This window comes from Mycobacterium paraintracellulare, assembly GCF_000276825.1.
GTDB classification, from domain to species: Bacteria; Actinomycetota; Actinomycetes; order Mycobacteriales; family Mycobacteriaceae; genus Mycobacterium; species Mycobacterium intracellulare.
In genome coordinates, this window is record NC_016948.1 from 3,046,457 (window position 1) to 3,058,493 (window position 12,037).

At 64.8% G+C, this 12,037-nt stretch carries 11 protein-coding genes and 3 pseudogenes; 6 read left to right on the forward strand and 8 right to left on the reverse strand.

Annotated elements, in window-relative coordinates; genetic code table 11:
- Positions 1 to 15 precede the first annotated feature (15 nt).
- Complete coding sequence (locus tag OCQ_RS14035; protein ID WP_014384981.1) at positions 16 to 2,295, reverse strand: acyl-CoA dehydrogenase family protein; 2,280 nt, start codon at positions 2,293 to 2,295, stop codon at positions 16 to 18.
- 76 nt (positions 2,296 to 2,371) lie between these two features.
- Positions 2,372 to 2,566 (reverse strand): ferredoxin, encoded by a 195-nt coding sequence (locus tag OCQ_RS14040; RefSeq protein WP_014384982.1) that lies wholly within the window; start codon positions 2,564 to 2,566, stop codon positions 2,372 to 2,374.
- Positions 2,567 to 2,662: 96 nt separating this feature from the next.
- On the opposite strand from OCQ_RS14040, the pseudogene OCQ_RS26090 reads away from it, so the two are divergent.
- Positions 2,663 to 3,080: pseudogene (locus OCQ_RS26090) on the forward strand (acyl-CoA dehydrogenase family protein); the annotation flags it as partial.
- 171 nt (positions 3,081 to 3,251) lie between these two features.
- On the opposite strand, the gene OCQ_RS14045 reads toward OCQ_RS26090, so the two are convergent.
- The 4 genes from OCQ_RS14045 to OCQ_RS14060 are packed head-to-tail and all read right to left on the reverse strand — an operon-like array spanning position 3,252 to position 7,177.
- Positions 3,252 to 4,493, reverse strand: a complete 1,242-nt coding sequence (locus OCQ_RS14045; RefSeq protein ID WP_014384984.1) for a cytochrome P450 — start codon at positions 4,491 to 4,493, stop codon at positions 3,252 to 3,254.
- A 16-nt stretch (positions 4,494 to 4,509) separates the two neighbouring features.
- The gene (locus OCQ_RS14050; RefSeq protein WP_014384985.1) at positions 4,510 to 4,707 is read right to left on the reverse strand and encodes a ferredoxin; all 198 of its coding nucleotides are present in this window, start codon (positions 4,705 to 4,707) and stop codon (positions 4,510 to 4,512) included.
- A gap of 11 nt (positions 4,708 to 4,718) precedes the next feature.
- Positions 4,719 to 6,359 carry a GMC family oxidoreductase gene (locus OCQ_RS14055; RefSeq protein WP_014384986.1) on the reverse strand — a complete coding sequence of 547 codons (1,641 nt, stop codon included), beginning with the start codon at positions 6,357 to 6,359 and terminating at the stop codon, positions 4,719 to 4,721.
- Positions 6,356 to 7,177: an NAD(P)-dependent oxidoreductase gene (locus tag OCQ_RS14060; RefSeq protein ID WP_014384987.1), complete on the reverse strand. Its 822-nt coding sequence runs from the start codon at positions 7,175 to 7,177 to the stop codon at positions 6,356 to 6,358. Before OCQ_RS14060 ends, OCQ_RS14055 begins: the two co-directional genes overlap by 4 nt.
- 114 nt (positions 7,178 to 7,291) lie before the next feature.
- On the opposite strand from OCQ_RS14060, the gene OCQ_RS14065 reads away from it, so the two are divergent.
- On the forward strand, positions 7,292 to 7,942 hold the full coding sequence (locus OCQ_RS14065; RefSeq protein ID WP_232065604.1) for a TetR/AcrR family transcriptional regulator: 651 nt from the start codon (positions 7,292 to 7,294) through the stop codon (positions 7,940 to 7,942).
- Between the two features lie 21 nt (positions 7,943 to 7,963).
- Here the strand turns inward: OCQ_RS14065 and OCQ_RS27085 are convergent, their stop codons facing one another.
- Positions 7,964 to 8,176: a hypothetical protein gene (locus OCQ_RS27085; RefSeq protein ID WP_014384989.1), complete on the reverse strand. Its 213-nt coding sequence runs from the start codon at positions 8,174 to 8,176 to the stop codon at positions 7,964 to 7,966.
- Positions 8,177 to 8,733: 557 nt separating this feature from the next.
- Between OCQ_RS27085 and OCQ_RS27265 the strand changes: the two are divergent.
- Positions 8,734 to 8,781: pseudogene (locus OCQ_RS27265) on the forward strand (hypothetical protein); the annotation flags it as partial.
- A gap of 93 nt (positions 8,782 to 8,874) precedes the next feature.
- A pseudogene (locus OCQ_RS26100) lies at positions 8,875 to 9,060 on the forward strand (acyl-CoA dehydrogenase family protein); the annotation flags it as partial.
- Between the two features lie 20 nt (positions 9,061 to 9,080).
- Here the strand turns inward: OCQ_RS26100 and OCQ_RS14075 are convergent.
- Positions 9,081 to 10,280: an amidohydrolase family protein gene (locus OCQ_RS14075; protein ID WP_014384991.1), complete on the reverse strand. Its 1,200-nt coding sequence runs from the start codon at positions 10,278 to 10,280 to the stop codon at positions 9,081 to 9,083.
- A 121-nt stretch (positions 10,281 to 10,401) separates the two neighbouring features.
- On the opposite strand from OCQ_RS14075, the gene OCQ_RS14080 reads away from it, so the two are divergent.
- Together OCQ_RS14080 and OCQ_RS14085 are read left to right on the forward strand one after the other, a co-directional pair.
- Positions 10,402 to 10,716: a hypothetical protein gene (locus OCQ_RS14080; RefSeq protein ID WP_014384992.1), complete on the forward strand. Its 315-nt coding sequence runs from the start codon at positions 10,402 to 10,404 to the stop codon at positions 10,714 to 10,716.
- A gap of 20 nt (positions 10,717 to 10,736) precedes the next feature.
- Positions 10,737 to 12,035: a TetR/AcrR family transcriptional regulator gene (locus OCQ_RS14085; protein ID WP_014384993.1), complete on the forward strand. Its 1,299-nt coding sequence runs from the start codon at positions 10,737 to 10,739 to the stop codon at positions 12,033 to 12,035.
- Positions 12,036 to 12,037 lie beyond the last annotated feature (2 nt).

A 12,037-nucleotide genomic window follows, 5' to 3' on the forward strand; every position in this document is an offset into this window, starting at 1 on the left:
GTTCGATGTGCTGTCTTAGTGGCTCAGCGCCAACAGTTCGCCGGCAGCGCGGTCTCGCAGCGCGTCGGCACGGCCGATCAGCACGGCGTTGGCCTGGGCGCGCCGCAGCAGCAGATGGATCGGGTATTCCCAGGTGAAGCCGATGCCACCGTGGATCTGCAACGCACCCTCCGTGGCTATCACCCCGGCGTCGAGCGCGGCCGCGGCGGCCAGATCCGCCAGATATCCCGACTTTTCGAGGTCGACCTCGGCCGCGGCCAGCACTTGGCTGCGCGCCCCCTCGAGCGCGACCAACATGTCCGCACACCGGTGCGACACCGCTTGAAAGCTGCCGATGGCGCGGCCGAACTGATGGCGTTCGCCTGCCCACTGAACGGCCATTGCCAACGCACGTGCAGCAACCCCGACCGAGTCCGCCGCCACAGCCAACGCCGCTTGCCGGCGCGCTGTGCCCAGCACTCGAGCAACATCGGTCCCGTCGGCCAGCACCTCCCCCGCCGCGCGACTGAAGATCACCGAGCCGATGGTGGCGGTCAAGTCCAGCGGCTGTTGGGCGGTCACGTCAACACCTTCGGCGGACGCGTCGACGGCGACCACTACCTCACCGGCGCCGGTGGCTACTCGCGCCGGGACCACCAGCACCTCGGCGTGCGGTGCTCCCACGACGATCGGCACCACACCGCGAAGGCCGGCCCCGTCCCACTCGGGCAACTCAGGGCCGCCGATTATCCAGCCGCTGTCGTTCACGGGAACGGCGAACGCCGCAGCCGCGCCGCTCGTTATCCGATGGACCAAAGCCTTTGCGCCGCAACGCAGGGCGACGTCGAGCGCAGTCACCGTCGGAACGAGCGGCGCAGGAGTCAGTGCCTTCGCGGCTTCCTCGATGGCGGCGTAAAGCAGACGCGGCCGAGCGCCGGCGCCCCCCAGGGATTCATCGACGGCAAGACCAGGCAGGCCGAATTCGACGAGCGCCGACCACACTTCGGGTTCGACAGCATCGACGGGACGCGTGCGGTCGAGCAACCCCGCCACGTCCACCTTGGCCCGAAGTGTCGCCGCCAGCACCTCGCGCAGCCCGCGTTCGTCCTCCTCGGGCACGGCGAGCGGGGCGCCGGGCGTGACGGCGGCTGCCCGGATGCCCTCGCCCCGGTGCGATGGCAGGCCGAGCACGCTCTCGGCGATGGTATTGCGTTGGATCTCGGCGGTGCCCGCTCCGATGGTCGTCGCACGGCTCATCAGATAACCGAACGTCCAGCGCCCGTTGTCGACGGCGTTGGGTGCGCGGCTACCGAGTGCCGCATAGGGACCGGCCGCGCGCAGGGCGAGCGCGTGCATGTGTTGCTCGAACTCCGATTTCACCAGCCGGTTCACTGATGCCACACCGCCTGGATCCTCACCGCGCAGCGCCGCGGCAAGTGCGCGGGCGCTATTGGCGGCGATGGTGCGAACCCCGGACTCCAACCGGGCGACGTCCTGGCGAACCAGCGGGTCGTCGTCGAGCCGTCGGGAGACGACCAGCTCGATCACCCGGTCGACCGTGCGACGGTACTTGAACTCGTCGGCCAGGAAAGCGGTGGCCCGCTCGTGGCCCAGCGAGGTACGCATGATCGACCAGCCTGCGCCCTCGTCGCCCACCCGGTTGTCGACCGGCACCTCCACACCGTCGAGGAAGACCTCGGCGAAGTGCGCCGCGCCGCTGATGTCGCGGAGCGGGCGCACGGTGATTCCCGGGCTGTTCATCGGGATCAGCAGATAGGTGATGCCGTCGGATGGCTTCTCCCCCGTCGCCGTCCGTACCAGTGCGAACATCCAGTCGGCACGGTCGGCCATCGTGGTCCACACCTTCTGACCCGTCACCCGGTACACGTCACCGTCGCGGACCGCGCGGGTGGACAGCGACGAAAGGTCGCTGCCCGCACCGGGTTCGGAAAACCCCTGACACCAGAACTCGTCTGCGCGCAGCAACGGCGTCAGAAACCGATCCTTCTGCTCCTGGCTTCCGTGCGCGATGAGCGTCGGGGCGAGGATGAACGACAACGGACACGGATGCGGCGGCGCACCCGCATCCGTCGTCATCCGGTAGTAGTCCAGCTGATCGGCCAGCGAGAGGCCGAGTCCGCCGGCCTCGTGCGGCCACCCGGGCGCGGCCAGGTGGTTGTCGACGAGGTCGGCATGCCACGCGCGAGCCACCTCGATGCGGTCGGGTTTGGCGCCGTCGCGCGCTCTGTCGTCCTGGCGACGACGGAAGTCCGCGAGTAGCGACTCGAGCCGGGGGCGCCAATCAGCTGTCTGCATCACACTCCACAAAGTCAACCTGGTTAACTATGTTTGCAGTGTGCCGGTTATTACGACCGCTTGGCAAGCAGGCCTGTCACCCGTCTTCGAGAATCAGGGCGAGTTCGGGGCATGCAGCTACCCCGTCCCGGGTGAGCTGCTCGTCTTCCGGTCGCACCTCGCGCTCCTCGAGGGTGGAGTAACCGGAGTCATCGATCGGGAACAATTCCGGGTCGACGGCGTAACACTGGGCGTGGCCCACGCACTTCGACCGCTCGAGGCGAACCTTCATACGACCTCCTCCGCTCGACCGTCCGGGCGCACGGTCTCATCCAGTCTGACAGCATAAGACTAAAGCTTTAACTATTTCGACCCGCCTGTGCGCTGCGGCCCGAGCGGTGCTGCGCCGGGCCTTGAGACGGGCCGGATTCAGGTTGCATCGCGGGCGCTGGGCGGGGCGAGCGCAGCGCCTGAAGACGCGCCGAACTACGCACAGGAACCGGAGAGCTTCGGCCAGCCGATCTGAAAACACCAGTCAGTGGGGAACTACCTGGCCGACATGGCAACCAAATTGACTGCCGCACGCCAGCTCATCCGCTGTGCCACAGAGAGGTACGACAGCGGCGAACGGTGCGAATGGAAGCCGCGAGGACCAAGCTGTTCGCGTCGGAGGTGGCCATGGAAATCGCGCTCAAAGCCCACCGAATACTACGTCGAGCACTACTTCCACTGATGATCCTCGGCGAGGGAACGAGGTACAGCGCAATGTCATTGCCGCGCAGTTGGTCTCGCGGGGCAGACTCTAGACGACCGACGGCCTTCGGCGTCAGACCTCGGCGAGTTGCCGATCGCGCGCGCTCACCCGCGGGAAGTTGAGCATTCGGCGTGCGTTCTCCTCGACGATCACCGAGCATTCGTCATCGGGCACCGCCGCGAGCACCTCGGCGGCCCGCTTGCGGGTGTATTTAGCATCGCCGTCACGTTGGACCTTGGCTGTCCGTTCGGGCCGGACCTCTCGACTGGCCGGGGGTGAAGGTGATCGGAAGGTGCTTGACCGCGTATACGTCCCCGGCGTCGGGGTACCTCTCGACATTGTCGAAGTCGACGGTGAAATCGGGGACGCGGGCCAGCAGCTCAGTGACCATGATCTTGAACATCACCCGCGCAAGATTCGATCCGAGACAGCGATGCACGCCGAGCGCGAAAGCCATGTGCCGGTTGTCCGAACGGTCCAGATCTAGCGTGTCCGGATCTTCGAACGCTCGGGGATCTCGGTTGCCCGCGGCGTACATCAACAGCACCCGCTCCCCTGCTTTCATCTCTCTGCCGTGGAAAACGGCATCCTTGGCGACCCGTCGGCTCAGCCCAATGGTCGGTGTCCCGTGCCGGAGGAACTCCTCGGTTGCCCGATCCAGGATCGTCGGATCGTCGATGATCCTGCGCCGTACCGCATCGTCGGCGGCGATCTTCAACAACGAGTTGCCGGTGAGGCCTGCTGTCGTGTCCATCCCGCCCAAGATCAGCAGAAACACGATGTTGACCAGATCGGCGTCGGTGAGTTTGCGTCCGTCCTGCTCATCGTTGATTAGGTCCGTCATCAATCCCGGACGTTGCGTCTCTCGCGACTCGTTGATCTCGGAGACGATTTGGCCGGCCATAGTGAGGATCTTGTTCATCGCCCCCTCGGGATCGGCGACTCGTTCGTGGACAAAGCCGTGCACCCAGCTGATCCATTCCCGCCAACGGGTGTGGTCGAACCCCAAGATCTTGAGAATCAACTGCGCAGGCAATGCCGTGAACAACTCCTGCGAGACATCGGCGCGACCTCGTTCGATGAACTCGTCGATGAACGCTGTGGTCATTTCCGTGATGTCGGGCTTAAGTTTTTTGGCTGCCCCCGGGGAGAGGTGCTTGAGCAGGAACGAGCGATAGAAGCCGACCTCCGGCGGATCGAAGTCGATCGGCGCAAGCTGCGGAGAGCCCGGCGCCGGCGGGACGCCCTTCCCGTTCTCGTCGGGTGTCGAGCTGAACACTTCCGTGTCGTGCAGGGCATCGAAGATCTCTTGGTACCCGCTGATTATCCAAAAGCCGCCCCACGCGCTGCTTTTAGCGACTGGGCATCGATCACGAATTCCCGCGAGCTTGCCGTAGGGGTCTTGCATGAATTGGGCGGAGTGCTGATCGAGGTCGGTGTCGAACTTGACGGCGTTGGTGGTCACGAGCGCGGCTCCTTTCTCAGTTCTCACGGCGAATGGTGATGACCTGCTCGGGGCACGCGCCGGCGCCCTCCTCCGCAGCGCGCTCGCTGCCGGCAGGTACCTCTGCACTGTCGCTGGCGATGTAGCCGAGATCGTCGAGCTCGAAGTAATCGCCCGAAGCCGTCGCGCACAGGGCGTGACCCTGACATTTGGACTTGTCAATTTCCGCTCGCATGAGATATCTCCTTACCGTCGTGAGCCGCTGGACTGACGATCAACCAGACCTTGATCGTGGAGAATGAAATCCGCTGCGCGCCAGGCCATCGCCATGATGGGTCCGTTGAGATTGCCGGCGATCATCGTCGGCATGACTGAACAGTCCACGACGCGCAGTCCGTCGACGCCCCGCACGCGAAGCCGGCTATCGACGACGTCGTATTCGTCCGGGCCCATGGCGCAGGTTCCCACGGCGTGGTACCCGCAGTAACCGGCATCCAGCGCGGAATCGATCAGAGCCTCGTCCGTCTGAACCTGCGGACCGGGGAAGGTCTCGTGGCTGATTCGGTCGGAGATCGGCGGTTGGGAGAAGATGTTGCGGATCGTGCGCAGCAGGGCCACCCCGGTCTTGCGATCGTAATCACTGGCGAAGAAGTTGGGCGTTATCACCGGGTGGTCGTTGGGATCGGCCGAAGCGATCGCCACGGTGCCCTCCGACGTCGGGCGCAGGACCTCCCCCATGCATGAGATCCCCGGCTGCGTCTCCACTCCGACCGGTTCGCCGGGCTTATAGGTGCCGACTGACAGCGGACCGAGAAGGAGCTGACCGTCGACGCGACTCGCTGCGGGATCTGTCTTGACGAACGCCAGGATGTCGTAGGCAGGAGCAGCCAGCGGGCCCTTACGGGTTGCCAAATACTTGGCGCCGGTAATCGCCTGAGCCAGAGTCGAAGCCAGCTGCCGGTTGTAGCCGAGATTCTCCTTGAGGCGGTACTTCACCGCCACGCAGCGATGCTCTCGCATGCGCCGCCCGACATTGGGCGCATTGACCAGTAGGGGGATGCCTGCTGAAGCGAGCACATCAGCAGGTCCGATTCCGGACAGCTGCAACAGTTTCGGCGAACCAAGACTACCCAGCGATAGGACGACTTCGCTGCGCGCCAGCGCCTCTGCACGGCTGCCCTTCCGCCGGAATACCACCCCGACGGCGCGACCGCGCGCGACGATCACGCGCTCGACAAGGGCTCCGGTCAACACCGTCAGGTTGGGTCGGGAGCGCACGGGCGCCAGGAACGCATCGGCGGCGCTGACTCGACGCCCGTTCTTGATCGTCGCCGGCGCCAGTCCCACCCGCTCCTCGTCGGACTCGTTGATGTCCACGACTTGTCGGAGGCCGATCCGCGTCGCCGACGTGATCATTTCGGCACAGAGCGGATCGGTATCGCTTTGCACTGAAACGTGCAAGGGTCCGCCCGAACCTCGAGTCGGCGTCGCTCCGAACACGTGATCTTCGATCGACTTGAAGATGGGCAGGATGTCATCCCCACCCCATCCCTCATTTCCCAGGAGCAGAAGCTCGTCGTAGTCATCACGGTTTCCGCGGTTGTAGACCATGCCGTTGATGGAACTCGAGCCCCCGAGGACCTTGCCCCGCGGCCAATACTCGAACTCCGCGTTGGGCCCGAAAGGTGTGGTGGGATAACGCCAGACAAGCTTTTCGTTCTCGAAGAGCTTGCCGAAACCCTTCGGCATGTGGATCAGCGGGGTGGTAGCGCGACCGCCAGCCTCGAGCAGCAGCACCCGGCAGGTCGGGTTTTCCGACAAGCGATTGGCAAGGACGCAGCCCGCAGAGCCGGCGCCAACGACGATGTAATCGTATTCCTGGGTCATCCGTTCTCCTGCGTCAGGTCGATTGGTCCGGTGCTGACGACGTGACCCAGTAGACCCAGTTCTGTGTCCGCCGCCGCGGCGAAGCTCAGGCAGGCCGCGACATCCTTGCGAAGGAAGGGCGTCACGACTTCGGTGAATTCGTGCAGGCCTCCAGCCGACTGAACGTATGACGAGGCGTTGCTTCCCCCGCTGCACACCGCGAGCGCGGCGAGCATGCTCTGCTCCTCGACTCCGAGCTGACGACCCAATTCGGCGGCTTGGACCACCAGCTGGACATTGGCGGCGAACAGCAGATTGTTGATCAGCTTGATCGCCAGCGCCGAGCCCAATTCCCCAGTGGACAGGATCGGGTCGGCATACGCCGCCAGCACCGGCCGCACCCGCTCGACGGCAGCCGGTTGCCCACCGATCAGCACGGTGAGTTCACCGCGTTGGATGTGCTCGGCTGTGCCGCTGACAGGTGCGTCCAGGAACACCGGCGCGGTGGCCGACGAGGCCGCTAAATCCGTCAGCGTCGCGAGCGTGCCCGTGGTGTGCGAGACGAATACAGCGTCAGGCTTCGCGTTGGAGATGAAACCGCCAGGGCCCAAAGCGAGTTCACGCAGTTGAGCATCAGAAAACAGGCAGGAGACGATCACGTCGCTGGCCTCTGCGAGACCTTTGACACCGTTGACCAGCTGAGCACCGCGGTTCGCCAGGCGGTCCCGTACCTCTGGCCGACGCACGTAGACCACCACCTCGTGCCCGGCCTGCAACAGCCGAGTGACCATCGGTTCACCAAGCTGACCAGCGCCGATGAAGCCGACGACGTCGCCCACTCGTAACTCTCCACTTCTGACCACAAATGCGTATTATTGTGGTGCAAACCACACATTATGGTGATATGTGGTGTTCGTCAAGATGTCGCCGAGCGAATTGAGATGATGGCGGGTATGGAGTCTGAGAACCGCGCTCTACGCGCCAGAGCCTGGGGGGCCGACCTGCCGGTCAGCGGCGCCGACGCCCGCGAACGGTTGCTCGTAGCGGCTGAGGCCTGTTACGCCGAGCGCGGCGTGAGCCGGACGACAATGAGCGACATCGCAAGCCGAGCCGGTGTGCACCGTCGCACGGTCTACGACTACTTTCCCACCAAAGACGCCTTGCTGGCAGCGTGCTTTGTCCGGGCCATCTCAGGGGTGCTCGAAGCCGCCGAACCCTGCTGGCATACTGACGAACCGTTCGTGGACCAGGTGGTCAACGCCATGCTCGTCGGACTGGCGGCCGCGCGGAGCTCTCCGACGATGGCTCTGTTGATCGGCGCCGACGAACTAGGGCAAACCTTTCATGCCGCCGAGGCCTCCGAACTCTGGCGAAAAGATCTTGCGGAAACGCTCGGTCAGCGATTGACCGCCGCCGCGGCAGCCGGCGAGGTTCGTGACGATGTCTCGGCGGAAACCATGGCGCACTGGCTCACTCGGATCGCCTTCAGTTTGGTCGCCGAGCCGGGTCGGCCGGAAGACGGCGGGGATGAAGGCCTCATCCGGGCCTTCGTCCCCGCGTCGCTGGGACGGATACCGTCTGCAAGGCCGCGTACTCGGTCTTGAGACTGCAATCGCCCGAACCCTCTATCGGGCGATAAGCGCTTCACCCATCGCGATCGCCGTGGACAGCGCGGCCTGTTTGCCTCGTCGAGAATCGTCCATAGTCGACGAGAACCACAGCGACTCGAGCATCGCCTCCAGTGCCGACCCTTGGGAGACGGGATCGCCCAGCGCGGTCCCGCGGGTGCGGTCGAGGTTACGGCCGATTCGAATTGCCCAGCGACGCTGCGCTTCCAACGCGACTGCTGAAGGGTGGCGTCGGCGAACGCCGCCAGCCGCCACACTGTAGCGAACGGCCCAAACGCGTCGAAATACAAGAAGAACTGTTCGACCCAGCAAGTGAGCACGGAATCGGCAGCACCCTCGGGCACTGCGTCAAGTGACGCGAGAACCTGGGACAGATGCTGGACGGACCTTTCCGCAACGGCAAGGAACGCTTCCTGCTTGGAGGCGAAATACACGTAAAACGTCGGCCGAGACACCCCGGCTCGTTGCGCGATCTGCTCGACGCTCGCTGTGGAGTAGCCGAGTTCTTAAAACGTCAGCCGCGCCCCTTCCAGGATCTGTCCGCGCGTGCGATCCGTCTTGGTGCCGGCCGCCCACGGTGGCGGGCGTTCCCTGGCCCTCGTCGTCACGAGTGAAGCACACTGCCGGTCACCCGGATGCGACACGATCGCTTAACGCCGCCGGCACCAAACCACCGCCGGTCGAGCATGAGAGCGCTAAGGGCGTTCGACTGGGGGTACTGCTCGCCGATTTCGAGCCCGGTGGCCGAGGAGTTGGCCGGTGGCTGGATGAGCCTGGCCGGCGCGGACGGCGGCCAAGTTGTCACACAGCCGAACTCGTTGTACGGCAACGAAGAACAGCGAAAGAAATATCTGACCCAGATGACGAGTGGGCAGGTGTGCGCCACGATGGCGCTCACCGAACCCGGCGCATCGGACCGGGCCACGGTAATCGCGCTCAACGCCGTCCGAATCCACGGCGGCTACGGCTACTCCACCGAGTACGACGTCGAGCGCTACTTCCGCGACGCCCCTCTCACGATCGTCGGCGAGGGAAACAACGAGGTACAGCGCAATGTCATTGCCGCGCAGTTGGTCTCGCGGGCCAGACTCTAGACGACCGACGGCCTTCGGCGTCAGACGCCGGCGAGTTGCCGATCGCCCGCGCTCACCCGCGGGAAGTTGAGCATTCGGCGTGCGTTCTCCTCGACGATCAGCGAGCATTCGTCATCGGGCACCGCCGCGAGCACCTCGGCGGCCCGCTTGCGCGAGTTGGGCCAGTTGGAATCGCTGTGGGGGAAGTCGATCTCGAGCGTGATCCGGTCGATGCCGATGCTGTGCCGGTTCGCCAGGCCGTGCTCGTCGTCGATGAAGCAGCCCCAGAAGTGCTTGCGGAACAGGTCCGACGGACGGGTGTCAAAGTCGATGTTTTGGTAGTAGCGGTGGCGCTCCCACACGTAATCGGACCGCTCCAGGATGTAAGGCACCCAACCGATGCCGCCCTCAGCGAGCGAGATCTGGAGATCCGGGAACTGCTGCAGCTTGCCGGAGAACAGCAGATCGACCGTGGACCACATCAGGTTTGTTGAGAACAGCGCCGTTGCGACCGCAAAAGGTGCGTCGGGCACCGCCATTTGACCCGGAACCGGCTTGATCGTGGAGAACGAGAAGCCCGGCACAAAGGAGCCGGACCCGAAGTGCAGCGACACCGGCATCTTGGCGTCCGAGCAGACCTGCCACAAGCGGTCCCAGTGGTTGGAGTGGAACGAGGGCAATCCCAGCGGCACCGGGCTGTCCGGGAATGAGATGGTGCGTGCACCTTTGGCGGCTACGCGCTCGGCCTCGGCCACGCATGCGTCGATGTCCCAGGTCGGCAGGATCGCCAACGGGATATAGCGCTCCGGCGCTGTGGCACACCACTCGTCGATGTAGAAGTCGTTCCACGCCTTGACGCACAGCAGCGCCAAGTCTTTGTCCTCGGCACGCTGGAACGTGCCGCCGCCGAATCCGGGGAACGACGGGAAGCACAACGCCGACTGCACGCCGTCGAGGTCCATGTCGGCGACACGTGCGACCGGGTCGTAACAGCCCGGAATCATGTCCTCGTAGCGGACGGGATCCATGCCCCACTCCTCCGGCGGTTTGCCGGCGACCGCGTTCAGCCCGATGGTCGGAAAGACCTGCCCGTCGTAGTGCCACAGATGCATACCGTTTTCCTCGACAATGCGCGGGCCCCGTTCGAGGTACTTCTGCGGCAACCGGTCCTGCCACACCCGTGGGTGCTCGACCAAGTGGTCATCGACGGAGACGATCTGGTGGTCATCCTGAAGCGGCATGATGCTCCTTCGCATCTGACGAGCTGTCGTACTTTTCTGACATATCGTCTTGTTTTCTGACGGTTCGTCTCACAGACTATATGAGGTACGCCACATTCGTCTAGACGTTGAGAGGCGCGACATGAAATTCACGGACCGAGCCGCGGACGACGCGGGCCGCGACAAGATCGATGAAGACGACCACGACCTGCTGACCTTCGGCGAAGCGGGTGAGCGACTTCGCATCGAGATCGCCGAGGCTGCGCGGGAGGTGCAACGTTTGGCGCAATCCGGGGCGGTCAAGACGCTGGAGAAGGCCCAGGCCCGCCTCGAGGCGCTACGGTTGGCTGCTACCCGCAACAGCGCGCAGCCCATCAACGACGCCAACTTCGAGAAGTTCTTCGGCTATCCCGGCAAGGCCAAGCGCAACCTGCCCGGAGCGCCGTCGGCCCAATGAGCGTGTCGGATACTTCTTTTATGGTTTACACCCCCGGCAAGCTGCGGCGCCCCGGCTACGCCCCCGCGGCGAATGCCGGCGTGGGGCGCCGCGGACTGCATACCCGCGAGCGCATACTCGGATGTGCCGCAGAGGTGTTCCTGGCCAACGGATTTCACGCCACCTCGCTCGACACTGTCGCCAAGGCGGCCCGCGCCTCCCGCGCGACTGTTTATCAGTACTTCGCCGGCAAGGAGGAGATCTTTCGTGAACTGAGTGCGATGGCCGGACGCGATGTCCTCGTACACGGCGAGCACCTCGGCGGACTCGGCCCGACGGTCGACGGAGTCGGCAACTTGCAACGGTGGCTGGCCGAATGGGCGGACATCTACGACACCCACGCCGCGGTATTCGCCGAGTTTCCGGGCATCGGCACGGCCACCGGGTTGGCCGTCATCGACGCCAGTACGGCCGCCAACCAGTTTCACCAGACGGTCACCGATCGGCTGCGGAAGACGCGCCTGCGCGGTCTGGACGCCGACGACGCGGCCGCAGCACTGGGCCGCATTCCCCACATGGTCCATCTCTACCGGTACCGGGCGATGTTTCCGTTGCCCGACCCCGCAACCGTTACCTGGTCGCTGACCGTCGCCTTGCAACTCATGCTGTTTCCCGAGACCCCCGCCAACGTGCTGCACGCGGTAACACCGCGGGCAGCAGACCGGCGCGCGCGAACACCACCGCCTGCCCTCGATAGTGGTCCGGCGAAACCGGCCACCGAGGCGCCAAGCTCACCAATTCCGCAAGACGTGGTGTCGGTCAGTTCGGCGTTGTTCGCCGAACGCGGCTACTACGCCGTCAGCATGGAGGACATCGCGGCCGCCGCCGATATCAGCCGCGCGACCTTGTACCGACACTTCAGCACCAAGGACAAGATCCTGGCCGAGCTGACCCGCCGGGCGGTCGTCGAGATCGAGGAGCACGCTGCCGCTCTGCCGGCCATGGCCGGCGATTCGCTGACCGAATGGATGCTTGGCTACGTCCGATTCCATCGCGCCTACCGCGGCGTGATCCGAGCATGGTTTGACGGCACAGTCGCAGAACAACTCTCCGATGCCGATGTCGACCACGGCATCGGCGCGATCTTCCAAGCGGTCGCCGCGCTACTGGCTACCGTCGACCTGCCGGCCGGCATCGACGCCGATGTGGCGGGCGCGGTGTTTGTGGCGGTCCTGGGCCGGATGTCCGAGCCGACGGGGGCAAGTGCGCCGGACAGCGATGAGCGGGCCGCACTGTTGATGGTCAAACTGTTGCGCCGCTCCCTCCTGCGCGAAACGTGAGC

What these genes read in the sequence shown, in the direction of transcription:
- OCQ_RS14035 (WP_014384981.1), bottom strand. Translation starts at nt 2,295, where the DNA reads ATGCAGACAGCTGATTGGCGCCCCCGGCTCGAGTCGCTACTCGCGGAC.
- OCQ_RS14040 (WP_014384982.1), bottom strand. Translation starts at nt 2,566, where the DNA reads ATGAAGGTTCGCCTCGAGCGGTCGAAGTGCGTGGGCCACGCCCAGTGT.
- OCQ_RS14050 (WP_014384985.1), bottom strand. Translation starts at nt 4,707, where the DNA reads ATGCGAGCGGAAATTGACAAGTCCAAATGTCAGGGTCACGCCCTGTGC.
- OCQ_RS14055 (WP_014384986.1), bottom strand. Translation starts at nt 6,359, where the DNA reads ATGACCCAGGAATACGATTACATCGTCGTTGGCGCCGGCTCTGCGGGC.
- OCQ_RS14065 (WP_232065604.1), top strand. Translation starts at nt 7,292, where the DNA reads ATGGAGTCTGAGAACCGCGCTCTACGCGCCAGAGCCTGGGGGGCCGAC.
- OCQ_RS14075 (WP_014384991.1), bottom strand. Translation starts at nt 10,280, where the DNA reads ATGCCGCTTCAGGATGACCACCAGATCGTCTCCGTCGATGACCACTTG.
- OCQ_RS14080 (WP_014384992.1), top strand. Translation starts at nt 10,402, where the DNA reads ATGAAATTCACGGACCGAGCCGCGGACGACGCGGGCCGCGACAAGATC.
- OCQ_RS14085 (WP_014384993.1), top strand. Translation starts at nt 10,737, where the DNA reads ATGGTTTACACCCCCGGCAAGCTGCGGCGCCCCGGCTACGCCCCCGCG.